Annotated in this window: 21 protein-coding genes; 17 read left to right on the top strand and 4 right to left on the bottom strand. The window is 64.2% G+C overall.

What is annotated here, in order from left to right; all coding sequences use genetic code 11:
- Nucleotides 1–7 precede the first annotated feature (7 nt).
- Nucleotides 8–970, bottom strand: a complete 963-nt coding sequence (gshB, locus tag U5822_RS06975; RefSeq protein ID WP_322854908.1) for a glutathione synthase — start codon at nt 968–970, stop codon at nt 8–10.
- A gap of 297 nt (nt 971–1,267) precedes the next feature.
- On the opposite strand from gshB, the gene pilG reads away from it, so the two are divergent.
- From pilG to U5822_RS06915, 12 genes are all read left to right on the top strand, one after another.
- A complete protein-coding gene (gene pilG, locus U5822_RS06970; protein WP_008175635.1) occupies nt 1,268–1,660 on the top strand; it encodes a twitching motility response regulator PilG in 393 nt (130 codons plus the stop codon).
- 32 nt (nt 1,661–1,692) lie between these two features.
- Nucleotides 1,693–2,055, top strand: a complete 363-nt coding sequence (gene pilH, locus U5822_RS06965) for a twitching motility response regulator PilH (protein ID WP_114335248.1) — start codon at nt 1,693–1,695, stop codon at nt 2,053–2,055.
- A gap of 20 nt (nt 2,056–2,075) precedes the next feature.
- Complete coding sequence (locus U5822_RS06960) at nt 2,076–2,621, top strand: chemotaxis protein CheW (RefSeq protein WP_322854907.1); 546 nt, start codon at nt 2,076–2,078, stop codon at nt 2,619–2,621.
- A gap of 88 nt (nt 2,622–2,709) precedes the next feature.
- Nucleotides 2,710–4,785 carry a methyl-accepting chemotaxis protein gene (locus U5822_RS06955; protein ID WP_322854906.1) on the top strand — a complete coding sequence of 692 codons (2,076 nt, stop codon included), beginning with the start codon at nt 2,710–2,712 and terminating at the stop codon, nt 4,783–4,785.
- A 27-nt stretch (nt 4,786–4,812) separates the two neighbouring features.
- Complete coding sequence (locus U5822_RS06950; RefSeq protein WP_322854905.1) at nt 4,813–5,712, top strand: CheR family methyltransferase; 900 nt, start codon at nt 4,813–4,815, stop codon at nt 5,710–5,712.
- 11 nt (nt 5,713–5,723) lie between these two features.
- Complete coding sequence (locus U5822_RS06945; RefSeq protein WP_322854904.1) at nt 5,724–13,325, top strand: Hpt domain-containing protein; 7,602 nt, start codon at nt 5,724–5,726, stop codon at nt 13,323–13,325.
- Complete coding sequence (locus U5822_RS06940; RefSeq protein ID WP_322854903.1) at nt 13,325–14,377, top strand: chemotaxis protein CheB; 1,053 nt, start codon at nt 13,325–13,327, stop codon at nt 14,375–14,377. Before U5822_RS06945 ends, U5822_RS06940 begins: the two co-directional genes overlap by 1 nt.
- 9 nt (nt 14,378–14,386) lie before the next feature.
- Complete coding sequence (locus U5822_RS06935; RefSeq protein ID WP_322854902.1) at nt 14,387–14,848, top strand: chemotaxis protein CheW; 462 nt, start codon at nt 14,387–14,389, stop codon at nt 14,846–14,848.
- 66 nt (nt 14,849–14,914) lie between these two features.
- Entirely contained in the window at nt 14,915–15,406 is a 492-nt protein-coding gene (locus U5822_RS06930) for a Fur family transcriptional regulator (protein WP_322854901.1), read from the top strand.
- Nucleotides 15,399–16,190: a zinc ABC transporter ATP-binding protein ZnuC gene (gene znuC / locus U5822_RS06925; protein ID WP_322854900.1), complete on the top strand. Its 792-nt coding sequence runs from the start codon at nt 15,399–15,401 to the stop codon at nt 16,188–16,190. The genes U5822_RS06930 and znuC overlap by 8 nt, the downstream gene beginning before the upstream one ends.
- Nucleotides 16,177–16,989: a metal ABC transporter permease gene (locus U5822_RS06920; RefSeq protein WP_322854899.1), complete on the top strand. Its 813-nt coding sequence runs from the start codon at nt 16,177–16,179 to the stop codon at nt 16,987–16,989. The genes znuC and U5822_RS06920 overlap by 14 nt, the downstream gene beginning before the upstream one ends.
- 89 nt (nt 16,990–17,078) lie before the next feature.
- The gene (locus U5822_RS06915) at nt 17,079–18,089 is read left to right on the top strand and encodes a PAS domain-containing protein (protein ID WP_322854898.1); all 1,011 of its coding nucleotides are present in this window, start codon (nt 17,079–17,081) and stop codon (nt 18,087–18,089) included.
- A 13-nt stretch (nt 18,090–18,102) separates the two neighbouring features.
- Here the strand turns inward: U5822_RS06915 and U5822_RS06910 are convergent, their stop codons facing one another.
- Nucleotides 18,103–18,351 carry a CDGSH iron-sulfur domain-containing protein gene (locus U5822_RS06910; RefSeq protein WP_322854897.1) on the bottom strand — a complete coding sequence of 83 codons (249 nt, stop codon included), beginning with the start codon at nt 18,349–18,351 and terminating at the stop codon, nt 18,103–18,105.
- Nucleotides 18,352–18,413: 62 nt separating this feature from the next.
- Nucleotides 18,414–19,496, bottom strand: a complete 1,083-nt coding sequence (locus U5822_RS06905) for a patatin-like phospholipase family protein (RefSeq protein ID WP_322854896.1) — start codon at nt 19,494–19,496, stop codon at nt 18,414–18,416.
- A 176-nt stretch (nt 19,497–19,672) separates the two neighbouring features.
- Between U5822_RS06905 and U5822_RS06900 the strand changes: the two genes are divergently transcribed.
- Complete coding sequence (locus U5822_RS06900) at nt 19,673–20,728, top strand: GGDEF domain-containing protein (RefSeq protein WP_322854895.1); 1,056 nt, start codon at nt 19,673–19,675, stop codon at nt 20,726–20,728.
- Here the strand turns inward: U5822_RS06900 and U5822_RS06895 are convergent.
- Nucleotides 20,725–21,642: an alpha/beta fold hydrolase gene (locus U5822_RS06895; protein WP_322854894.1), complete on the bottom strand. Its 918-nt coding sequence runs from the start codon at nt 21,640–21,642 to the stop codon at nt 20,725–20,727. The two genes, U5822_RS06900 and U5822_RS06895, sit on opposite strands and share 4 nt — an antisense overlap.
- A 195-nt stretch (nt 21,643–21,837) precedes the next feature.
- On the opposite strand from U5822_RS06895, the gene folE reads away from it, so the two are divergent.
- The 4 genes from folE to U5822_RS06875 all read left to right on the top strand — a co-directional run bounded on the left by folE (nt 21,838) and on the right by U5822_RS06875 (nt 25,686).
- Nucleotides 21,838–22,407 (top strand): GTP cyclohydrolase I FolE, encoded by a 570-nt coding sequence (gene folE / locus U5822_RS06890; RefSeq protein WP_322854893.1) that lies wholly within the window; start codon nt 21,838–21,840, stop codon nt 22,405–22,407.
- 22 nt (nt 22,408–22,429) lie between these two features.
- Nucleotides 22,430–22,804 (top strand): dihydroneopterin triphosphate 2'-epimerase, encoded by a 375-nt coding sequence (gene folX, locus U5822_RS06885; RefSeq protein ID WP_322854892.1) that lies wholly within the window; start codon nt 22,430–22,432, stop codon nt 22,802–22,804.
- A 20-nt stretch (nt 22,805–22,824) separates the two neighbouring features.
- Complete coding sequence (locus tag U5822_RS06880; protein WP_322854891.1) at nt 22,825–23,262, top strand: CoA-binding protein; 438 nt, start codon at nt 22,825–22,827, stop codon at nt 23,260–23,262.
- Between the two features lie 99 nt (nt 23,263–23,361).
- Nucleotides 23,362–25,686: a putative bifunctional diguanylate cyclase/phosphodiesterase gene (locus U5822_RS06875; protein ID WP_322854890.1), complete on the top strand. Its 2,325-nt coding sequence runs from the start codon at nt 23,362–23,364 to the stop codon at nt 25,684–25,686.
- Nucleotides 25,687–25,689: the final 3 nt, after the last annotated feature.

Genomic DNA, 25,689 nt, shown 5'->3' with positions numbered 1-25,689 from the left:
ACCCGGCTCAGCCCCGAGACCGGGCCTGCAGACGCTTGGCGACCGCGTCCATCAGCAGACCGGCGATGTCGATGCCGAACGCGGCGTCCAGTTCCCGGATGCAGGTGGGACTGGTCACGTTGATCTCGGTGAGGTAGTCCCCAATCACATCCAGCCCGACGAACATCAGGCCCTTTTCCTTGATCACCGGTGCCACCCGGGCACAGATCTCCCGGTCGCGGTCGGTCAGCTCCCGGCCCTCGCCACGGCCACCGGCGGCCAGGTTGCCGCGATTTTCCCCCTGGGACGGGATGCGCGCAAGCGCGTAGGGAACCGGCTCACCCTCGATCAGCAGGATGCGTTTGTCGCCGTCGCTGATTTCCGGGATGTACTTCTGGGCCATGGCCTGGTGCTCGCCATAGTTGGTCAGCGTCTCGATGATCACGCCCAGGTTGAAGTCGTTCTCCCGGACCCGAAAGATCGAATGGCCACCCATGCCGTCCACCGGCTTCATGATGATGTCGCCGTGGCGGGCGTAGAAGTCCCGGAACCGGGTGGACGAGCGGCTCACCATCAGTGGTGGCGTCAGATCCTCGAACTGGGCCGCAAACAGCTTCTCGTTGCAGTCCCGCAGGGTCGCCGCCGGATTCACCACCAGCGCGCCCTGCTGCTCGGCCGCTTCCAGGATGTAGGTGGCCATCAGGAACTCCCGATCCACCGGCGGATCCTTGCGCATCAGGATCACGTCCAGCTCCCCGAGCGCCCGGTCCTGGCTGCCAGCAAAACTGAACCAGTTCTCCGGATCATTGTGCACGGTCAGATCCCGGGTGTGGGCCATGGCTTTGCCGCCGTCTAGGTACATGTCCGGCAGCTCCATGTATTCGATATCCCAGCCACGCTTTTGCGCCGCCAGCAACATCGCCAGAGAGCTGTCTTTCTTGAAATGGATATCCTCAATTGGATCCATCACGATCCCGAGTCGGACTGTCATAGCGTCTATTGGGCTCCAGGGTTTGAAAACACGAACCGGTCAACAGAGTAGACCGGATGATAAGTGCTATGCTGAGACATCGAATGGTATTGTACCCGAGCCTTTATTGCATCCGCAGATATCCTCAAGCGATTACGTGAAAGCACAGGCAGAAGTACATTTGGTCACAAAGTAATGCTTTTTATCCAGCCATTGATAATCTATAAATGATCGGGGTTTATAGAACGCCCTTACAGGTTTGTGTTAAAACCCTCGTTTGAAAATAATGACAGTCGCTGAGCGCAAGGCAGTTGCACAATGGATGACAACTTCGAGAATCTGAAGATCATGGTGATCGACGACAGTAAGACCATTCGTCGCACCGCGGAAACCCTTCTGAAAAAAGTCGGCTGTGAGGTCATCACCGCAACTGACGGCTTTGACGCTTTGGCCAAGATCGCCGATTCCCAGCCGGACATCATCTTTGTCGACATCATGATGCCCCGCCTGGACGGTTACCAAACCTGCGCTCTGATCAAGAACAACTCCTCCTTCAAGAAGACGCCGGTCATCATGCTGTCCAGCAAGGATGGACTGTTCGACAAGGCCAAGGGCCGGATTGTCGGCTCCGACCAGTACCTGACCAAACCGTTCAGTAAGGACGAACTGCTCAACACCATCCGCCAGTACGTTCCCCAAGCGGAACAGTAAACCTGCTGAAACCCTGAACCATCGAGGAACCCATGGCTCGCATTCTCATTGTTGACGACTCCCCCACCGAGGTGAAGAAGATCTCCACCATCCTGGAAAAGCACCAGCACGAAGTCCTGACCGCCGATAACGGCGCGGACGGTGTCGCCAAAGCCCGTGCCGAAACCCCGGATCTGGTGCTGATGGACGTCGTCATGCCCGGCCTGAACGGCTTCCAGGCCACCCGCCAGCTGACCCGTGCGCCGGAGACCGCGTCCATTCCGGTGGTGATCGTGACCACCAAGGACCAGGAAACCGATCGGGTCTGGGGGACACGCCAGGGTGCCAAAGGGTACCTGGTCAAGCCGGTTAACGAAGACGATCTGATCAAAACAATCAACAACCTGATTGCCTGATCCCCAACCGTGGAGTAAGCATGTCCGCCCAGACCGCCCCCTTCGCCGTTCTGACGGATATCGCCCAGCGCAGCCGGTCTATGGCCGCCGGCTTGCCGGAGCAACAGGAAGCCGTCGAACTCTGGAACGGCATCGGGTTCGTTCTGGCCGGTGAGCGCTATGTGGCGCCCATGGGCGAGGTCACTGAAATCCTCCATGTCCCCCGCTTCACGCACATTCCGGGGGTTCGCCCGTTCCTTCTGGGCGCCGCCAACGTCCGTGGTCGCCTCCTGCCCCTGGTCGATCTCGCCAATTTCTTCGACATCCCCCGCTCATCGCGCAGTCTGCGTGAACGGCGGGTATTGGTGGTGGAAGAAGGCGACATCTTCAGTGGCCTGGTGGTCGACAGCGTACTGGGCATGCAGTATTTCGCAGCAGACAGTTTCAAGGAGTCACCGGAAGGTGTACCTGAAAACGTTCGGCCGTTTGTGACAGGCGGTTACGAGCGCAACGAGGAAGTCTGGAAAGTGTTTTCCGCCGTCGACCTGCTCGATGACGAACGGTTTCTGGACGTCGCACAGTGGTAAGGGTGTGAACTGGCAGGAACAGCACCCTGACCGCCTGATACCCGCATAACAAACTTGCCAATCTTTTGAAGAGGCCGGGAGCCAGAAAATGAAAAACAGAGCCGGAAGATTCAGTATGGGACAGGGAGGCAACAAGCTCGTTGCCAGTCTGATCGCCGCGCTGATTGCACTCACCGTCCTGCTCGTTGTGGTCCTGTTCATCATTAACAAGGACAGCCAGAACGACCAGGAATACATTGCCAACACCGCTGAGCTGCGGGTGCTGTCGCAGGCCATTGCGAAAAACGCCACGGAAGCCGCTGGCGGTACCGCCGAGGCCTTCAACCAGCTCCGGCGGTCCCGGGATGAGTTCCAGCAACTCTGGAGCAATGTAACCGAGGGCAACCCGGAAACCGGCCTGCCACCGAGTGAACTGGCCCAGCAGAGCGGGGTTCAGGAAAACTGGAACACCGTGCGGGAAAACGCCGACAGCATCCTGTCCACCCAGGACGCGGTGCTTGGCCTGCACGAGGTCGCCCGGACCCTGAACGAAACCATCCCGCAGCTGCAGGTGGAATACGACGACATCGTACAGATCCTGCTCGACAACGACGCCCCGGCCGAGCAGATCGCCCTGGCCCAGCGCCAGTCCCTGCTCGCCGAGCGGATCGTGCGCTCGGTCAACAACGTACTGTCTGGTGACGAAGACGCGGTCATTGCCGCCGACCGGTTTGGCCGCGACGCCAGCCTGTTCGGCCGAGTTCTGGAAGGTCAGCTCAACGGCAACGCCGCCATGGGCATTTCCAAGGTTAACGACGAGGACGCCATCTACGGCCTGGAAGCCGTCGACGAGCTGTTCGAATTCGTGTCACAGAACGTAGACGCCATCCTTGAAGCTTCTCCCGACCTCTTCAAGGTACGTACTGCCGCCAGCGACATCTTCCAGAATTCCGAGCTCCTGCTGTCCGAGCTGTCGGTCCTGGCCGATGGCTTCCGTAACCAGTCCGGTTCCCGCGTGGTCAGCCCGACCCTGGCCTTCATCATCCTGGCGGCCATGGTCGCCATCGTGGTCTTCATCGGTCTGGCCCTGTACCGGGAAGCCCAGGCACGCCTGTCCACCACCCAGGAGCAGAATGAGCAGAACCAGAACGCGATCCTGCGACTGCTGGACGAACTGGCCGACCTGGCTGACGGTGACCTGACCACCGAGGCCACGGTTACCGAGGACTTCACCGGCGCCATCGCCGACTCCATCAACTACGCGATCGACCAGATGCGTGGTCTGGTACAGTCGATCCGGGGTACCGCGGTCCGGGTATCCTCGGCCGCCCAGGAAACCCAGGCAACCGCCATGCACCTGGCCGACGCCTCCGAGCACCAGGCCCAGGAAATTGCCGGTGCGTCCGCCGCCGTGAACGAGATGGCGGTGTCCATCGACCAGGTATCCTCCAACGCCGCCGAATCCTCCGCGGTTGCTGAGCGGTCGGTTGCGATCGCGAAGAAAGGCGCGGAAGTGGTACAGAACACCATCCGCGGCATGGACAACATTCGTGAGCAGATCCAGGAAACCTCCAAGCGGATCAAGCGTCTGGGTGAGTCGTCCCAGGAAATCGGTGACATCGTATCCCTGATCAACGACATCGCCGACCAGACCAACATCCTGTCCCTGAACGCTGCGATCCAGGCCTCCATGGCCGGTGACGCGGGCCGAGGCTTCGCGGTGGTTGCGGACGAAGTACAGCGCCTGGCGGAACGTTCGTCCGCGGCGACCAAGCAGATCGAGGCGCTGGTTAAGACGATCCAGTCGGACACCAACGAAGCCGTTATCTCCATGGAACACACCACCGCCGAGGTGGTCCGGGGTGCCCGCCTGGCCCAGGACGCGGGTATCGCGCTCGAGGAAATCGAGAACGTATCCATGTCCCTGGCGGAACTGATCCAGAACATCTCCAACGCCGCGCGCCAGCAGTCGTCTTCGGCGGCGCACATCTCCAACACCATGAACGTCATCCAGGAAATCACCTCGCAGACCTCGTCCGGTACCAACGCCACCGCGAAGTCGATCGGGAACCTGGCCGAAATGGCGTCCGAGCTGCGCTCCTCCGTTGCCGGCTTCACCCTGCCGGAAGAAGACGTGGCCGACCAGGAAGAAGAGGAAGATTCCGACGTACCGGTGGTGGGCTGAACTCCGGCCCGGGGCAGTTGACGGTTTATGGCGCACTTGCATAACAACCTGTCACCCGCCGACGGCATCTGGTCGCTGCGCCGACTCCCGACCATGGACGAGGCGCAGTTCCACCAGTGGCAGACCCTACTGGAGCATCGTACCGGCATCACCCTGTCGGCCGATCGCCGCTCGTTTCTGGAGACCAACCTGGGAATCCGGATGCGGGAAATCGGTTGCAGCAGTTACCAGGCCTATTACGAGCAGATCGTATCCGGGCCCGATGCCATCCGGGAGTGGGCGACCCTGGTCGACCGGCTGACGGTGCAGGAGACCCGGTTCTTCCGGGATCCTGACGCCTTTCGCCTGGTCGCCGACTATGTGCTGACGCGGCCCCGGGAACAGCTGCGCAAGCGTCCATTGGAAGCCTGGAGCGTCGGCTGCTCCAGCGGCGAAGAGCCTTACACCCTGGCCATGCTGCTCAACGAGTGCATGGGCCAGCTGGAGCTCCAGCCGCTGTTCGGCATCACCGGCTCCGACATCAGCAAACCGGCGATCGAGCGGGCCCGCATCGGCCAGTTCAACCCGCGCAAGCTGATGGGCATGGACGACGACCTGAAAACCCGGTACTTCCGCCCGGCCGAGCGGAACACCGTGGAAATAGTGGACAGCATCCGGGACCGGGTGTGCTTTACCAAGCTCAACGTCTTGGACTTGGACAAGGCCCCCATGCACGGAATGAACATTATCTTCTGCCAGAACCTGCTGATCTATTTCCGCCGCTGGCGCCGGCGGGAAATTGTCAAGCGACTTGCAGAGCGGCTGGCGCCCGGGGGGTTGCTGGTGCTGGGCCAGGGTGAGCTGACCGATTGGCAGCCACCGGGCCTGCAGAGGGTACCCTCGGAACATGTACTGGCGTGGATCAAGCGCCAGGCTGACGAAGAATAACCGGAGTGGTTATGGGCAATCACCATGACAGCATCGCCCTCGATTGGGTTCGGGGTGAGATACAGGACACGCTGACCCAGGGTCAGCATGCACTGGAGGCGTATGTCGAGAACCGTGACGACACCGCGCGCCTGCGCTTCTGCCTGAATTACCTCCATCAGGTGCACGGCACCCTGCAGATGGTCGAACTCTACGGCGCCGCCCTGCTGACCGAAGAGATGGAGAAGCTCACCCAGGCGGTCCTGAACGACACCGTTGCCAATGTCGACGAAGCCGTCGAAGTGCTGATGCAGGCGATCCTGCAACTGCCCCAGTACCTGGAGCATCTGGCCAGCAGCCGGGACGACTTCCCCATGGTATTGCTGCCGCTGCTGAACGACCTGCGCGCGGCCCGGGGCGAAGCCCTGCTTTCCGATACCTCCCTGTTCAAGCCGGATCTGACCCGATCCCGCATCCGGGTGTCCGGCAAGGTGTCCCAACGCCTGCAGGATCCGAAGGTGCTGGGTCACATCCGCAAGCTACGCCAGATGTACCAGTTTGCCCTCGCCGGCGTGATCCGCGAGGAAGACCTGGCCGCGCATTTCGATTACATGCAGAAGGTCCTTCTGCGCCTGATCCGCCTGTGCCAGACCACCCCACGGGGCGAGCTGTGGAAAGCGGCCAGCGCCTTCGTCGAGACCCTGCAGGCGCACGTGAACCCGGTCAACGCCGCGGTCAAATCCCTGCTGCGCGAACTGGACAGCGAAATCCGCCGGCTCACCGACGAGCACGCCGATATCCTGCAGCAGCCGGCGCCGGAAGCCCTGTTCAAGCATCTGCTCTACTACGTCGCCCGGGCCCGCGATCTGGATGCGCCCCAAATCAACAGCCTGCGCGCCGACTACCAGCTGGACCAGGCCCTGCCCTCGGACGACGACGTCGACGCCGCCCGCACTCGGGTCACCGGCCCCGGCCGTGAGGCCATCCACTCGGTGGTCAGCGCCCTCAACGAGGAATTGGCCAAACTGAAGGACCAGCTCGACCTGTTCGTACGCGCCGAACTGCGCCAGAACAGCGAACTTGAAGAGCTGCTGCCGGGCCTGCGCCAGGTTGCCAACACCCTGGCGGTGCTCGGCCTGGGCATACCGCGCAAGGTCGTGACCGAGCAGGTGGAACTGGTCGAGAAACTGAGCCGGCAGACCGATCAGGTCGACGACGGCACCATGATGGACATCGCCGGCGCCCTGCTCTACATCGAAGCCAGCCTGGCCGGACTCGATCAGGACGGCCAGCCCGAGGAGCGCGCCGACCCCGAGGCCGATCAGCCGGTCAACCTCGGTTCCCGGGAATTGGGCGAAGCCAATGGCGCCCTGCTGCGGGAATCACGGAACACCCTGGAACAGGTCAAGAGCGCGATCGTCAATTTCATCGCCTCCCAGTGGGACACCCGCGAGATCGAACACGTCCCGGGCCTGTTGTACAGCATTCGCGGGGGACTGGGCCTGATTCCCCTGGACCGGGTCGCCGATATGCTGGCTTCCGCCGAACGCTACATCACCGACGTGCTGCTGGGGGGCAAGCAGGTACCGGACTGGAAACAGCTGGATACCCTGGCCGATGCCGTGACCAGCATCGAGTATTACCTGGAGCGCCTGGCCGAAGGCATCAGCGACAACGACAGCATCCTGGCGGTGGCCGAGGACAGCCTGGCGTCGCTCGGTTTCCCGGTCGGGGCCGAACCGACCTGGAGCCAGGACAGCGCCGAGGCCGAGATTCCGGTGGTGGAGGCCACCGCCGACGAGCCCGCCGCCAGCGCCCCCGACACCGCCAAAGGCTCGGACCAGGAGCTGCTGGACGATGAAATTCTGGGCATCTTCGTCGAGGAAGCCGAGGAAGTCCTGGAAACCATCCACAAGTTCTACCCGCAGCTGCGCCAACACCACGATGACCGGGCCGCCCTGACCGAAGTCCGTCGGGCCTTCCACACCCTCAAGGGCAGTGGCCGCCTGGTGGGTGCCACCAGCCTCGGTGAACTGGCGTGGTCGGTGGAAAACCTGCTGAACCGGGTGATCGACCAGACCATCAAACCCAACGAAGACCTGTTCACCCTGGTGGACGAGGTCAACACCCGCATTCCGTCCCTGATCCGGGAATTCCGTGACGGCCAGGCCGGCGGCGATGTCAGCGCGCTAATCGAGCGCGCCGAAGCCATGGCCACCACCCGGCGCACGGAAGACGAGGCCCCGGACACGGCGGCTCCCGAGACCTCCACCGCCGACAGTGCGACCGAGGCCAGCCCGGCCGACAGCACGCCGGAGACCGCTCCGGACGCCCCGACCCAGGAGCCGATCGCTCCGACCGTCATCCCGGCCGCCGATTTCGACGACGATGACCTGATTGACGACGAAATCCTCGAAATCTTCATCGAGGAAGCCGGCGAGGTGCTGGAGACCATCCGGGAATACCTGCCGATGCTGCTGCGCCAGCACGACGACCGCAGCGCGCTGTCGGAAGTCCGGCGCGCCTTCCACACCCTGAAGGGCAGTGGCCGTATGGTCGGTGCCCTAGTGGTGGGGGAATTGGCGTGGTCGGTGGAAAACCTGCTAAACCGGGTGATCGACGGCAGCGTGTTCATGAACGACGACATTGCCTCGTTGCTGGAGGACGTCACTGCGCAACTGCCGGTGCTGGTGGAAGACTTCCAGCAGCGCCGCGGTCCCAGCGTCGACACCGCCGCCCTGGAAGCCCGCGCCAACGCCCTGGCCAGTGGCGAAATCCCCGACGCCAACAGCATGCCGGCCGCGGACAGCGACCCTGAGCCGGCCGAATCGGCGCCGGACAGCGCGGACGATGGCGACGTCGACCCGGTCCTGCTGGACATTTTCGAGAGCGAAACCGAAACCCACCTGCAGACCCTGAACGATTACCTGGCGGCTGCCGGCGAGAAGACCTCTGCCAGCTACACCGACGACCTGTCCCGGGCCCTGCACACGCTCAAGGGCAGCGCCCACACCGCAGGCATCGCTCCGATTGCCGCCGTCATTACGCCGCTGGAGCGCTTCGTCAAGGAATCCCGGGCCCAGAACAAGCGCGCCGACCGGGAGGTTCTGTCCTGCCTCGCGGACGCCTGCAACTTCCTGACCGAGGGACTGGCCCAGATCCGCCAGAATCCCCAGGCACCGCTGCCTGGCACCGATGCCTACCTGGAGAAACTGGACCGGATCGCCGAAGCGACCCTGCACGGGCATCGCGAGCCGGACAGCGACGAGCCTAAACAGGAGGCACCGTCCCAGCTGGTCCAGCTGTTCCTGAACGAAGGCCTGGATGTGGTGCTGGACGCCGACGACATCCTGGCCCAGTGGTCCGAGCGCCCCCAGGAAACCGGTGCCCTGGACACCTTGCGGGCCGAACTGGATCGACTCACCGAGGCCGCCGGCGACGCCGGTCTGGCCGACGTCTCGGCCCTCGCCGGTCGCCTCAAGGCGGCCTACGACGTCGCCGCCACCGCCCCGGACACCCCGGACGAGCCATTCCTGCAGACCCTGCGGGACGGCCACGACCAGTTGATCAACATGATGGATCAGGTCGCCGCCGGTCTGGCCACCGAGGCCAGCGACGACCTCCTGACCCGGCTGGAGGCACTGACCGACCTCCAGGCCCCGGCGGAGCCGGAGGAACCGGACGCCTTCGAGCAGGAGTTCACCGAAGACCTGGAGGCCATCGACCTCAGCTTCGACATGAACGACATGGAGCCGGCCGAACCGGAAGCGCCGGCACCGGCTACGTCTGCGCTGCCGGAAACCGGGGCCGACGATGACGGCATGGATCAGGAGCTGGCCGAGATCTTCCTGGAGGAAGCCCGGGACCTGATCGACAGCACCGCCGACGCACTCCAGAACTGGAGCGAGAACCCCCAAGACCTGGAACTGCTGCGGCTGCTGCAGCGCGACCTGCACACCCTCAAGGGCGGCGCCCGACTGGCTGACATTCCCTCGGTCGGCGACCTGTCCCACGAGCTGGAGACCCTGTTCGAGGGCCTGACCGAGCAGCGCCTGGCCATTACCGACGAGCTCTCGGACCTGCTGTTCCGCGCCCACGACCGCTTGGCCGGCATGGTGGACGCGCTCGAGAGCCAGGAAACGCCGCGACCGGCCCCGGACCTGATCGGCGAAATCCAGGCCTACATGGACAGCGCCCGCGGCTCGCGGCCGGTGACCGAGGTCCCAGCCGAGCCCGCCGAGGACAGCGTGCCACCCCTGGCCGAGCTGGACGAGGAGCCGGAAGCCATCGCCGCCGCCGACGAACCGGCACCGGCAGAGGCGGGCGTAGACCTGTCTCACCTGGACCCGGAACTGGTCGGGATTTTCCTCGAGGAAGCCTACGACCTCATCAATTCCACCGGCAGCGCTCTGCACAGCTGGAGTGAAGATCCGGACAATCGCACCGTGGCGGCAGAACTGCAGCGCGATGTGCACACCCTCAAGGGCGGCGCCCGGATGGCCGGCGTCGACGCCATCGGCGACCTGACCCACGTGCTGGAAGACCTGTTCGAGAAGGTGGCCGACGGCCAGCTCGACGCCCGCCAAGACATGACCGACCTGCTGTTTGCCTGCCACGACCGACTGGCGCAGATGGTGGAACAGGTCGCCACCCAGAAACCCTGCCCACCGGCGGACGCGCTGGTGGCTCAGGTGCAAGCGATCCTGCGCGGCGAGTCCCTGGACGCCGCAGGCGCGGCAGACCCGGCGACCGAGGTGCCGGCGGCAGCCGAACCGTCTGAGCCGGAGATCCTGGCCACGCCGGACGAGCTCGAGCCCGCTGAGCTGCCGGACAGCGAGTTGCCGGACAGGGAATTGCCGGGCATGGATGAGCCGCTGGCCACCGCCAGCGACGACGACCTGATCGGCATTTTCCTGGACGAAGGCATCGAGATTCAGGCCGCCATCAGCGAATGCCTGGCCCAGTGGCGGGACGACCCCGAGGAGCTGTCCGGGGTCACCCAACTGCAGCAGGAACTGCACACCCTCAAGGGCGGCGCCCGCCTGTCCGACGTGGATCCGATTGCCGACCTGGCCGAAGCCTGGTCCGATGCTCTCGATCCGCTGATTGCCGGCGCCAGCAACCAGCAAGCCCTGCTCACCCTGAGCGACCGGGCCCTGGAGGCACTCAAGACCATGCTGGTCAGCCTGGAGGATGGCAACAAGCCTGCCAGCGCGCCCGAGCTGATCGACGCCCTCACTTCCGCCCACGAGGCGGCGGCCGCCGATACCCAGCCGACCGAAGCGCAGGCCGAGGAAGCCACCGGCGACCCGGTCGACCCGGAAGTGCTGGAGATCTTCCTGGAGGAAGCCGGCGAGATCATGGACCAGCTCGAGCAGCTGCTCGAGGATTGGCGCAAGGAGCCCGGCAACCACGGCTTCAACCAGGAAGCGCAACGGGCCCTGCACACCCTCAAAGGGGGCGCGCGCCTGTCCCAGCTGAGCCAGCTGGGTGACCGGGCCCACGCCTTTGAAACCCGACTGATCGATCTGGGCGGTAACGCCCCGGACGACAGCCAGTGGCAGAGCATTACCGACGACCACGACGCCATCGTCGCCCTGGTCGCCGACATTCGTCGCCGGGCCGAAGGCGGGAGCGAGGCACCCCAGCCGACACCGGCCCCCGAGCCGGCCACCGACCCAGTACCCCAGGCCGAGACCCCGGCGGTGCCTGCGCCAACAGCACCGGAGTCCGGCAAGCCGGCGGCCAAGCCACCCGGCAAGCCCCGCAACCGCAAGACCAGCGACAGCCAGCGCACGGCCCAGGAAACCATTCGGGTATCGGCGCCGCTGCTGGACGAGCTGGTCAACCTGGCCGGGGAAACCAGTATTACCCGTGGCCGGCTGGAGACCCAGACCAGCGATTTCGGCCACACCCTGGATGAAATGGCCGCCACCATCGAGCGTCTGCGCGAGCAGCTGCGCCGGATGGAAATCGAGACCGAAGCCCAGATCCTGTTCAGCGCCGAGAAGGAGCACGGTCCCGACTACGGCGACGACTTCGACCCGCTGGAGATGGACCGCTACTCGTCCATCCAGCAGCTGTCCCGGGCCCTGACCGAATCCTCCTCGGATTTGGCCGACCTGCGCGAGACCCTGGCCGATCGGGTACGGGACACCGAAACCCTGCTGGTGCAGCAGTCCCGGATCAACACGGAACTCCAGGAAGGTCTGATGAAGACCCGGATGATTCCGTTCGCCTCGATGGTGCCGCGCCTGCGCCGGATTGTCCGCCAGATCAGCGGCGAGCTGGGCAAGAAAGTCGACTTCGACGTGCGCAACGCCGAAGGCGAGATGGACCGCAACATCCTTGAACGCATGATCGCGCCGCTCGAGCACATGCTTCGGAACGCCCTCGACCACGGCATCGAGTCGCCCGCCGACCGCAAGGGCGCCGGCAAGCCGGAAACCGGCGAAGTGGTGCTGTCCCTGACCCGCGAGGGTGGTGACGTGGTGCTGCGGATGATGGACGACGGCAAGGGTATCCCCTCGGAGGTGATCCGCGACAAGGCCATCCGCCAGGGCATGATGCGTGCGGACGAGGACCTGTCGGAACGGGAAATCCTGCAGTTCATCCTGCAGCCGGGCTTCTCCACCGCCCAGCAGGTGACCCAGATTTCCGGCCGCGGCGTCGGCATGGACGTGGTCGCCAGCGAGATCAAGCAGCTCGGCGGCAGCCTGGACATCGACTCCGCCCTCGGCCGTGGCACCACCTTCACGGTGCGGCTGCCGTTCACGGTCTCGGTCAACCGCGCGCTGATGGTGTCCACCGGCGAGGATTTCTACGCCATCCCGCTCAACACCATCGAAGGCATCGTGCGGGTCAGCACCTACGAGCTGGAAGAGTATTACAAGCCGGACGCGCCACTGTACGAATACGCCGGCCAGGAATACCGCCTGCAGTACCTCGGCAGCCTGCTCAACAGCGACCACCAGCCCAAGCTGCAGGGCCAGGCCCTGCCGCTGCCGGTGATCCTGGTGCGCGGCGCCGAGCAGCCCATGGCCCTGCAGGTGGATAACCTGATGGGCAGCCGGGAAATCGTGGTCAAGTCCCTCGGACCGCAATTCAGCTCGGTCCGGGGCGTGTCCGGCGCCACCATCCTCGGTGACGGCAACGTGGTGGTGATCCTCGATCTGCCGGCCATGATCCGGTCTGACATCCTGTCCGAGCGCCAGCGTCTGGCCAACCTGGACAAGGCCCGCGAGGCGGCGCGCTACGAAGAGCAGATCACCACGGTCATGGTGGTGGACGACTCGGTCACGGTGCGCAAGGTTACCTCACGCCTGCTGGAACGCAACGGCATGGACGTGGTGCTGGCCAAAGACGGCCTCGATGCCGTGGCCCAGCTCCAGGACCACAAGCCCGATGTGATCCTGCTGGACATCGAGATGCCCCGGATGGACGGGTTCGAGGTCGCCAGTTTCGTGCGCCACGACGACAACCTGAAGGATACGCCAATCTGCATGATCACCTCGCGGACCGGGGAAAAGCACCGGGAGCGGGCCATGGCCATTGGCGTCAACGAGTACCTCGGCAAGCCGTTCCAGGAAACCGAACTGCTCGAGACCATCAAACGGCTGACCGGTAACCGGTGATGGCCGGCCAGGGAGGCCGGCCGAGCGTCGGGATCGTTTCGGACGTGGTGTTGCAGCGTCATCGCCTGCAGGCCGCCACCGCCAAGGTCGGTCTCGACGTTTGTTTCTCCGGCGATCCGGACCGGCTGCTGGGCTATCCGGAATTCCCCCCCGCGGGACTCTGGCTGATCACCCTGGAGGACGAGGCCGATCACCCGGCCCTGTTCGACCACCTGCTCGAACACACCGAGGCGCCGGTCCTGTTCGGTCTGGACCAGGCCCCGAAACCGGGCGGCACCGACTATTTCCGCTGGGAACGACGGCTGCTGAGCAAACTGGAACAGCAGCTCGGCCACCTGGAAGAGCTCGATTCCGAAGCCAGCCTTGCGGAGTTGGACACCGAGGTGCCGGCCAGTGCCTCGGCACCGGAGCTGCCACACTGGATTCCGCCGGCGCCGCCGGGCTCGATGGCGGAGGAGGTCTGGATCCTGGGCGCCTCCCTGGGCGGTCCGGCGGCAGTCAAGGCGTTCCTCGATCATCTGCCGCCGGGCTTGCCGGTGGGTTTTGTCTACGCCCAGCACATCGACGACAACTTTACCGGGGTACTGACCCGGGTCCTGGGTCGCCACGCCCATTACTCCCTGAAGCGCGCCGAGGAAGGCTACCGGATCCGCAACGGCGACGTGGTCCTGATGCCGGTCGACCACGAATGGAAGTTCGACGACACCGGCGAGCTGGCCGAGCTCAACACACCCTGGCCTGGCCCCTACGGCCCCTCCATCGACCAGGTCCTGCTGAACGTGGCCGACCATTACGGCGACCGTTGCCATGCTATTCTGTTCTCCGGCATGGGCAACGATGGCGCCATTGCCGCGCCGCTGCTGCGCGCCTACGGCAGCCGGATCTGGGTGCAGGAAAGCAGCAGCTGTGGCAACAGCTCCATGCCGGATTCCGTCGCCGCCACCGGGTGCTCCACGGTCAGTGGTACGCCCGAGGAGCTGGCCCGGGAACTGGTCAAAACCATTGAAGAATCCTGCCTGCTCAAGGGCCGGCAGAAACGGGACACCGCCTGAGGACACACCATGAACGACAACAGCCAGACTCTCTCCTGCGTCTTGATTCCCATGAGCGAGCGGCAACTGTTGCTGCCCAACGTCAGCATCGCCGAGGTGGTGGATTACGCCAGCGCCGAGGCCGGCAACGACAGTGCCGACTGGCTGGTGGGCTACCTGGACTGGCGCGGCCTGCGCCTGCCGGTGATCTCCTACGATGCCGCCAACGGCGGCAACCTCACGGTGCCTGGGGCCAATCGCGGCCGCATCGTGGTGCTGAACACCATCGGTGAGCACCATCAGCAGGTGCCGTTCATGGCGCTGGTCACCCAGGGCATTCCCAGCCAGACCCGCCTGACCGAGAGCCAGATCAAGCGCCTGGACGGTAGCACCGGCCCGGCCGACCTGATGCAGGTGGAAGTGGAAGGCGACAGCGCCTGGATTCCCAACCTGGAATACCTGGAGTCCCTGGCCAACCAGTCCCGTCCGTAACCGCCACGCCCATGGCACGGCGCCCTGCAAATGTTATAATGTTTCAAATTTTGCAGGAAACCGGCCATGGCCACCCGCGCACTACCCTATCGCCCCCATAACCACGACGCCTGTGTCACCCAGGCCCTGGCCGATGCCCGCAGCATCTGCCAGGACCACGGTACCCGCCTGACCCCAACCCGGGAACGGGTGCTGGAGCTGATCTGGCAGTCCCACAAACCCCTGGGTGCCTACGACGTTCTGGCCCAGCTCTCCGAGGATGGCCACAACGCCGCGCCCCCGACGGTCTACCGGGCCCTGGATTTCCTGCAGCAGAACGGCCTGGTGCACCGGATCGCCTCGCTCAATGCGTTCATCGGCTGCACCCACGCCGGCCAGCACCACACCGGCATGTTTCTGATCTGCCGCGCCTGCGGCAACGTCCTGGAACTGACCGCGCCGGCAGTATCCGGGGCGGTGCAGGCGGCGGCGGAAGCGGAGGCCTTCCACCTGGACGACATCACCCTGGAGATCGCCGGCCTGTGCCCACGCTGCAGCAAGGAAACCGGCGATGACTGACGCGTTGGTCACCCTGGACAAACTGACCGTGGAATTTGACGAACGGCCGGTGGTCGATCGCGTCAACCTGAGCGTGCATCGGGGCGACATCATCACCATCATCGGCCCCAATGGCGCCGGCAAGACCACCCTGATCAAGTCGGTGCTCGGTTTGCAGAAAGTTTCCAGCGGGCGCGTTTCCCTGGCCCGCGGCCTGGTGGTGGGCTACGTACCGCAGCACCTGGCGCTGGAAGCCACCCTGCCCCTGAGCGTGAAACGGTTCATGATGCTGACCGGGCGGTCGCTGTCGGCCTGCCAGGCTGCCTTGGCCAAAACCGGGGTCGGCCACCTGCTCGAAGCCTCGGTGCATCATCTGTCCGGGGGCGAAACGCAGCGGCTGCTGCTGGCCCGGGCCCTGGTCCGTGAACCGGACCTGCTGGTGCTCGACGAGCCGGCCCAGGGGGTGGACATCAATGGCCAGGCGGCGCTGTACGAACTGATTCGCCGCCTGCGGGATGAGCTGAACTGCGGCGTGATCATGATTTCCCACGACCTGCACCTGGTGATGGCCGCCACCGACAAGGTCATCTGCCTGAACCAGCACATCTGCTGCAGCGGCCACCCGGCCGACATTTCCCACGACCCGGCGTTCATCGACACCTTCGGTCATCAGGTGGCCGAGTCCCTGGCGGTGTATCACCACCATCACAACCATCGCCACGACCTGCACGGCGATGTCGTGGACAGCGGCCAGGCACTGGCTGACACCGACCACCAGGAGTGCTCCGGCCATGCCCATCATTGATGCCCTGCTCGACGATTTTTTCTGGCGGGCCCTGATCGGTGGTCTCGGCGTCGCCCTGGTGGCCGGTCCACTCGGTTGCTTCGTGGTCTGGCGCCGGATGGCCTATTTCGGTGACACCCTCGCCCATTCCGCCCTGCTCGGCATCGCCCTGAGCTTCCTGATCAGCGTGCCCCTGCACGCCGGCGTGGTCATCACCTGCGTCGTCCTGTCCGTGGCGCTGGTACTGTTCTCCCGAATTCGCGCCCTGGCCACCGACACCCTGCTGGGTATCCTGTCTCACAGCGCCCTGGCCATAGGCCTGGTGACCCTGAGTTTCATGCCCGATGTCCGGGTTGATCTGACCGGCCTGCTGTTCGGCGACCTGCTGGCCATGAGCCGGGAAGACCTGGTGTGGATCTACGGCGGCGCCGCGTTGATCCTGATTCTGCTGACGAGCCTGTGGCAGGGCCTGCTGATGAGCACCATTCATCCGGAACTGGCGCAGGTGGAGGGGCTGCCGGTGGAACGGCTGCGCCTGGTACTGGTGCTGATGTTCTCGGTGGTGATTGCCGTGGCCATGAAGATTGTCGGGGTGCTGCTGATCACCGCGCTGCTGATCATTCCGGCCGCCACGGCCCGGCGTCTGGCCCACAACCCGGAGCACATGGTCGGCCTGGCCATGGCGTTCGGAGCCGTGGCGGTGACCGGCGGCCTGAGTCTGTCCTGGCACCTGGACACACCGGCCGGGCCCTCGGCCGTGGTGACTGCGTTCCTGACCTTCCTGGCGGTGTACGGGCTCGCTGGCCGGGCCCGGGCGTAAAGGCTTCCCTGCTTCCGCCGGCTGGTCTACAGTGAAGGGACATCTTTGACAGAGTCCGGCACCGGTTGATGCGGACTCGGGACGGCGCCATGGACAGCTCTTATCCCAATTCAATGCGGTCATCGGGGCTCTGGCCGGGCCTGTGGGTGCCGCTGGTGATCCTGATTGCCGGCTTGACCGCCACCGCCACCACCGCCCATCTCGAATCCAGCCGCGCCCGGGACCTGGCCGAGGCCCACTACCACGCCCAGCACCAGGCGCTGGTCAACCTGCTGCTGGCACGGGCCACCTCCCGCACTGGTTCCAACGTCCCGGCCCAGCCCTCCACCCAGGACTGGCTGCAGTCGGTGTTCAATGACGCCCTGCCACCCAATATGGGGGTAAGGGTCGACACCCTGGCACGCCACACCAAACGCCCGATTTTGCAGATCCGCTCGGAAGGCTCCATCGACCCCACCCTGACCCTGCGCACCGAAATCCGGTCCGGCGATTTCAGCTGGATGCTGACCACGGTACCGGCCCGTTCGCTCTTGGAGGGCGCCGCGGGCCAGGCCACGCGCAACGTGTGGCTGGCCGGGGGGCTGCTGTCAGCAATAGCCTCGGCCCTGGCGTTGCTGCTGTGCCGGCGCCTGCAGCGGCAAACCCTGCAGATCCGCGAGCTGGAACATCGGGAGACCGGCGCCGATCAGCAGATCACCAATCTGCAGGTGGAGAAAACGATTCTGCGCCAGGCGCTGGATGACAGTGAACGACGCAGCCGGGATCTGGTGGCGCTGTCCGGCGGTATCATCGGCGAACTGGACGAGGCCGCCTGCATCGGCTTTGTCTCGCCGCAACTGGCGGAGCTGCTTGAGCGGGCACCGGCGGACCAGGCCGGCCTGCCGTTCGAACAACTGATCGAGTCTTCAGCCCGGGAGAATTTCCGACGGGCCCTGGCCGCGACCCGGGCCGAGCAGTCCACCGAACGCATCGACCTGCCGCTGCTGCACCGGGACGGCGAAACCACCGTCGACGTGGCCCTGAGAATTCGCGCCTTGCAGGACCCGGTACACGGCCTGATCGGCTACCGCCTGAGCGCGCTACCCCACACCGGCCTCTAACGCCATCCGGGCGTCAGGTCAGGGTCTTGTGGGTGCCGTCGCACAGGGGCGGTGACCCGGTCTGCTTGCAGCCACAGAACCAGACCCACTCCTTTTTCTCGGCGCTGTACTTCACCGGTGTGAACCCGGTGCCCTTGTGGGATCCATCGCAAAACGGCTGGTTTTGGCTACGGCCACAGGCGCACCAGAGGTAGGTTTTGCCGGCCTCGACCAGCACCGAATAGGGCGTCGTGCTGGCCACCTGGGGTTTGTCGTCGCTCATCGTGCCTCCGATCGTCGATCCAGAACTCTCAGAGGCAGTATAGACAATCCCCTCGCGGCGCCTTACAGGGGCCGTACCACCTCGGTCAGCTTGCCCGAATCGACCAGCTCCAGGAATTCATCGCCCAGGCGGTCACTCTCGGCAATGGCCCGCTGCCAGGCCCGCTCCCGGCCCGCATCGTCGTTGACGTATTTCTCGAAATCCTTGCGGTCCGGCAACTTGCGATCCGGCAGGCTGGCCAGGTACTCCCGGGACGGCGCCACCAACAGCACGTCCTGCAGGCGGGTGGCATCGCCCCGGCGCCAGGGCAGGGTCTTGTCGAACCAGCCCGGCACCACCCGATCGGTGAAATGGGGGTACAGAATGACGCCCGGCTGCTCGTAGGGCAGGTCCAGGTGGTAATCCAGCAGCCCGCCGTCGCGATACACGCCCTCGGGGGCGCCGGGAATGTTGCGGACGCCGGACATCACCATCGGAATGGACGCTGAGGCCAGCAACGCCGGCAGCAGGTTGTCCCGGGTCAGGGCGACCTCATGACTGGGGAAGTCCACCAGTTTCGACACCGGCGCTTTCAGCCGGGCATCGTGCAGGATACCGCGCTCCATGAACCGGCCCAGGTGGCGTCGACTGACCATGTTGGCGCTGATGGCGTTCATCAGCCCCAGACTCAGTCGGCCCCGGGTGTCGTGTTCCAGCAGGCCCAGGCTGCGCACCACCACCACGTTCAGTCGATACCAGGGGTGGTCGAGGATGTGCTGCTCGCAGCCCCCGAGCAGCTCTTCCAGGAACAGCACACTCTTGCGGCTGACTTCGGCGGCGCTCACCCCCTTGGCGAAACGCTGGGAGGTGTAAAGCTCGGCCAGCTTGGCCAGCTGGGCTTTCGGATCGTCGGACGAGGCCACGGCGGCGAACCGCCAGCTGCCGATGGACGAGCCAATCAGCGAACGTTCCTGGTTTACCCGCGGCAACCAATCGCCGAAGATGGCTTTGTCGAGGCCGCTGATGCCCAGCGCCTTGGGGCCACCGGCCGCGCCCGGGATCACGTGCACGTCGTCGGGCCCAAATGGCTTGTCCTTCAGGCGTTGCAGCGCCCGGCGTCCGGCGCGGATGGTCAGCGCGGGCGCCCGGGTGTGAATAGCAGTCATAGTGAACTCCCTGTCATGGATGCGCGGAGTGTAACGAAGCGCTTCAGTGCGGCCAATTGAAGAAAAGCTATCACGGATTTGGCCCGCCCCGGGATCTCGCTTGTCGGGCGGTTCGTGCTAAAATTGCTGTCAGTTATGTACAGAAAATATACCTATTTTTACAGCGGGAGCTGGGTGTGAATGTTCGTCCCCCTTCGGATCCCTTAATCACCAACCCGACACTCGCGGTTCTGGGATTCAAGCGACAACTGATTTATCACCTGCACTTTTGGGCCTTCGTCGCCATCGCGCCGCTGATCCTGATCCAGTGGCAGGAAGAGCACCGACTGTTGTCCGTGCTTCTGATCCTGTTCTGCCTGAACGCCCTGCTGGTGATTGCCTGCCTGCGATTCCGCGACACCTACTTTCTCCAGGGTCGCCTGTTTCCGCTGCTGGCCATGGTGGCGGCTGCCTACTCCACCAGCATCAATGGCCACACCGGCCTGTATTGGGCCTACCCCGCGGCCACCGCGCTGTTTTTCCTGCTGCCCCTGGGCGAGGCCATCGTCAGCAACCTGGTGTTCCTGACGGTCATGGCGGTGGTGTCCTACCACACCTTTCCGGAGTCGGAGTTCTGGCGCATCGCAGTGTCCCTGGGCCTGACCTGCGTCTTTGCCATGGTGTTCGCCTGGCTGGTGGGCAAACTCCAGCAGGAACTGACGCGGTTGGCCACTACCGATCCTCTCACCGGCTGCCTGAACCGGTCCCAGCTGGCCGATATCCTCAACAGCCAGATCCAGATGCGGGAAAGGTACGAACGGGTTTCAAGCCTGGTGCTGCTCGATCTCGACCACTTCAAGACCCTCAACGACCGGTGGGGGCACCAGACCGGGGACCGGGTCCTGAAGGAGCTGGCTGTGCGGCTGCGCAAGCGGCTTCGGGACACGGATCAGCTGTTCCGCATTGGCGGCGAGGAGTTCATGCTGGTGTTGCCGGAAACCCGCGAGAGGGACGCCGACACCCTGGCGCAGCAGCTGCTCACCAGCATCAGCAGCCAGCCGTTCCTGGACGACATCAAGGTCACCGCCAGCGCCAGCGTTGCCGAGGTCAGCCAGGGCGAGACCTGGTCGGTGTGGCTGAATCGCGCCGATCAGGCCCTGTACCAGGCCAAATCCCAGGGCCGCAATCAGGTAGTGGATGCCCGGCGCCCAAGCCAGGGCGGCTCCGGTACACCCACGTCCACGCCGGGTTAAGTCACCCGCTTGCGAAATTCGCGGTAGGCGCTGAACACCTCCCAGGGGCACTCCAGATGGGGGTAGTGACCAACATTGCGCAGGGCCACCACATCCGGGTTGGCAACCAGCTCCCGGAACCGGCGCGCCATGCTGGCGCCGGAAATCGGGTCGGCGGTGCCGGAAATCAGCCGCATGGGTTGCTGCGCCTGTTGCAGGGCGCCCACCCAACGGTTGCGATGGCAGCGACGCTCCTCCATGAACTGGATCAGGTGATGCAGAATGCCGCGGCCATTGTTGTAGGTGAGCAGGTGCCAGAAATCGTCCATGTCCTGATGGTCGGGCGGATTCTGGTTGCCGAACAGGCGCCGGAAGTTGCGTTCGAAGGCGCCACGGGTCAGGCCCCGACTGATCAGGCCACCGAGGGGGCTGCGCAGGAGCTTCTGGATCAACAGGGGGTTGTGCACCTCCGGGAACAGGGCACCGTTCAGGAAGCAGACGCTGGTGATGGCAAAAGGCAGGCTGCCCTCCTGGTCCCGGGCCATCAGTTCCTGGGCGACGCTGCAGCCGTAATCATGGGCAAACAGGTGCACCGATTGCAGCCCGAGGCCCTCGATCCAGCCCTGGAACAGGTCAGCCTGGTCTTCGATGCTGTAGCGGTAGGTCACCGGCTTGTCGGAGAAGCCAAAGCCCAGCATGTCCAGGGTCAGCACACTGTACTGCTGGGTCAGCATGGGCCAGAGCCGGTTCCAGTCCCAACTGGCGGTGGGGAAGCCGTGAATCAGTACCAGCGGCTCGCCCTGACCCGCCATCCGGCTGAAGATCGCATGCCCTTCGTAGCTGAACCATTTGCCTCCGTGCTGCCAGCCCTCAAGGGTGCCCGGTTCACGACCCGCTGATGCGGCGCGACGGGCATCGGCGATCACTTCATCCATGCTCTTTCCCCGACAACAATTCCACCCCCGACTCTAAAACAATCCGCGTCCGCTCGCCATAGCCCAAGGGGCAGTCCGGCAACCGGTTTAGGCCGGGAGTGGTCTTTTGTCGGAGCCGGCTCGTAAAGCGTAGAGATGACGGGCAAATTCCCTTAAGCTTTGGCCCTCGAACGATACAGCAGACCGGACTTGATTATGACCAAACTCCTAGACGACCTCGCGGGCCATTACAGCGCCATTATCAACGGACTCGGTGAAGATACCGGCCGCGAAGGTCTGCAGGACACCCCCATGCGCGCCGCCAAGGCCATGCAGTTCCTGACCCAGGGCTACCGGCAGAGCCTGGATGAACTGGTGAACAACGCCGTGTTCGAATCGACCATGGACGAAATGGTTGTGGTGCAGGACATTGAGCTCTACAGCATGTGCGAGCACCACATGCTGCCGTTCATCGGCAAGTGTCACATCGCCTACCTGCCCCAGGGCCGGGTGCTGGGACTGTCGAAATTCGCCCGTATCGTGGACATGTACGCCCGTCGGCTGCAGATTCAGGAGAACCTGACGCGCGAGATTGCCGAAGCCATCGAAAGCGTTACCAACGCCAAGGGCGTGGCCGTGGTGATCGAAGCCCAGCACATGTGCATGATGATGCGGGGCGTGGAAAAACAGAACTCGCGCATGAAGACTTCGATGATGCTGGGCCAGTTCCGCAAGTCCCAGGCCACCCGGACCGAGTTCCTCAACCTCATTGGCAACAATCGCTGATCCCCCGGACCACGGAGGCGCAATGACAGACGTAACCGGCAACCACCAGGCCCGGGTCCGGATCAAGGACCTGCTGCTGCGGGCCTACATTGGCATCAAGGAAGAGGAGATCAACAATCAGCAGGACGTGCTGATCAATGTCGCCCTGACCTACGACGCCACCGACGCCATCAACGAGAACGAGATCTCGGCGGCGTTGAACTACCGGACCATCACCAAACAGATTATCCACCACGTCGATGGCAACCGGTTCGCGCTGCTGGAACGCCTGACCCACGAGGTGCTCAGCATCGTGATGGAACACCAGGCGGTGCAGTGGGCGCAGGTGGAGATCGACAAGCCGCACGCCCTTCGTTACGCCGAATCCGTCTCGGTGTGCCTCGAGGCGCACCGGTAAGCCATAGGGAGTTGTTGTCCGTGCCGAGCGAGTCTCCTGAACAGATCCGGGCCATCCTCAACCGGGTCCGCACCATCGCCCTGGTCGGCGCCAGCGAAAAGCCCAACCGGCCGTCGCACGAGGTCATGGTGTTCCTGCAACGACAGGGCTACCGGGTGATCCCGGTCAACCCCCGGCTGGCCGGGCAACAGCTGCTGTCCGAGACCGTGTACCCGGACCTGGCGTCCCTGCCCGAGCCGGTCGACATGGCGGACCTGTTCCTGGCGCCGGCGCGCACCGATGCGGTGATCGATCAGGCCATTGCCGCGGGCATTCCGGTGCTCTGGTTGCAGATTGGCGTGATTAACGATGCCGGGGTCGCCCGCGCCGAGGCCGCCGGCCTGACCACCGTGATGGACCGCTGCCCCAAACAGGAGATCCCACGCCTGGGTATTGGACCGGTTTCTGCCCGCGTCTGATTCGGTTTTGTGACACGGTTCACCTTTTTCCGGGCCGTGTATGACTCCCCGCCAAGGTCTGTCATAATCGCAAAAAACAACGATAAGCTTGGCAGAGCCATGAGGCCCACACGCAGTTCCAGCACCAGCACTACCGCCAACGCCCGGGCCGACCGCGACGAGAGATCGCTGCCAGCCAGCAACCTGCTGGCTCGGGTCCTGCTCACGCCCGCGTTCCCGATCCTCATTTTCCTGGTCTTCCTGTTCCTGGCCACCGGCCTGCGCCACGGCCTGATCGAGCAGGACAACAGCCAGATCACCGCCAACCTGGCCAACGAAGCCCGGGCCATGGCCAACACCCTGGAACGGGAATTCACCGTCCATGCCCAGGCCATCGAGCGGATGGCCAAGCGCCTGGAGACCTCGCCCGACACCTCCGAAGCAACCTGGCGTCAGGATGCCCGTCAGTACCTGGACCACTTTGGCGTGTACCAGGCCATCGAATGGATCGACCGGGATTTCATCATCCGCTGGCTGGAACCGATCAGCGGCAACGAGGACGTCATCGGCTTCAACGTGGCCTTCTCCGACCAGCGCCGGGCGGCCCTGGAAACCGCCCGCACCACCGGTAATTTCGATATTTCCGGGGTCATCAAGCTGAAACAGGGCGGCGATGGCCTGGTGATCTACGCCCCGGTCGGCACCGGCGCCGACAACAACGGCTTTGCCGCTGGCGTGTTCCGGATGGCGACCCTGGCGGAGCAGCTGTTGACCGACCGGGTGCAGGCATCCTTCAGCATTGATCTACTCAATGACGGTGAGCTGAGTTACCGACTGAACGAATCCGGCAGCATCAGTTCGATGTTCGAACACACCGAACCGGTCAATCTGCCAACCCTGAACTGGTCCTTCACCCTGCACCCGACTCGGGCCTGGGTACAGAACCAGCGCAGCGACTGGCCGACCCTGACCTTCGCCACCCTGCTACTGATGGGGGTATTAACCAGTCTGACCACCCTGCTGGTGCAACTGATCCTGAAGCGTAACCGGGCATTGCTGAAGACTCGTCGGGAGCTGGATCGGGAAATTGACCAGCGCAAAGCGGTACAACAGGACCTGGCGTTGCTGGAGTCCACCGACACCTTGACCGGCCTGGCCAATCGGCGGTTCTTCATGGAGGACCTGGTTCATACCCTTCAGCTTGCCGACCGGCAGATGCGACAAGTGGCGCTGATCCTGCTGGATCTGGACCGGTTCCAGATGCTCAACGACTCCCTCGGGCACCAGTTCGGGGACGAATTGCTGATCAAGGTGTCCGATCGCCTGAACCGGCTGGGTGACGAAAAGATCCTGGTCGCCTACTCCGGGGGCGATGAGTTCATGCTGTGCCAGCAGCAGGTCGACAAGGTCGATGACGTCATTCACCTGCTGGGCCAGGTGAAACAATGCTTCGAGGATCCCTTCGAGGTTCAGGGCCAGGCCCAGCGGGTGACTGCCACCATCGGCGTGGCGGTATACCCACAGAGCGGTCTGGACGCCGACACCCTGCTGCGCAACGCCGACATCGCCCTGTACCGGGCCAAGGACCAGGGCCGCAACACCTACCAGTTCTACACCGAGGGCATGCAGGAGCGGGAGGTCATGCGCCTGGAACTGGACAAGGACCTGAATCAGGCCCTGACCAACAACGAGTTTGTCCTGTATTTCCAGCCGCAGCTGGACCTGGACACCGGCCGCATCAACAGCGTCGAGGCGCTGATCCGCTGGCAGCATCCACGACGCGGGCTGCTACCGCCGGGGGATTTCATCCCGCTGGCGGAGGAAAGCGGTCGGATTACCGACATCGGACGCTGGGTGGTGATGGCCGCCTGTCGGCAACTGGCCGCCTGGCAGGGCACCCCCTTCGAGCACCTGCGGGTCGCGGTCAACCTGTCCGGCCGGGAGCTGGACGACGACGCGCTGGTGGACCACATCCGGGAGGCCCTGGAATCCGAGCAGGTGCCGCCGGAGCGTCTGGAGGTGGAGTTGACCGAGGAGATCTTCATCCAGAACATCGAACGCAACCGCGAGCAGCTGTCACGGCTGCGGCAACTGGGCGTGCACCTGGCCATCGACGATTTCGGCGTGGGCTACTCGTCGCTCGGCTACCTGCGGGATTTCCCGGTCGATCTGGTGAAAATTGACCGCTCGTTCATCACCGAGGTGACCGAACGTCACGACGACGCGGTGATCACCCATGCCGTGATCAATCTGGCGCACAATCTCGGCATCCGGGTGGTGGCGGAAGGTGTCGAGGCCGAGGCGCAGCTGGATTTCCTCAGGCACCATCACTGCAACCTGGCCCAGGGCTACCTGATCAGTCGGCCGATCCCCGCCGTAGGATTGGAAGAGGCACTGGGCAAGGGTCGGCTGGTGGCCCCAGCCATGTCGCACTCGGAATTGTAATCC

Origin of the sequence: Marinobacter qingdaonensis (assembly GCF_034555935.1) — a bacterium.
In the GTDB taxonomy this organism is placed as follows: Bacteria; Pseudomonadota; Gammaproteobacteria; order Pseudomonadales; family Oleiphilaceae; genus Marinobacter; species Marinobacter qingdaonensis.
The sequence above is the reverse complement of the archived record's forward strand: the minus strand, read 5'-3'. Positions and strand labels throughout refer to the sequence as shown.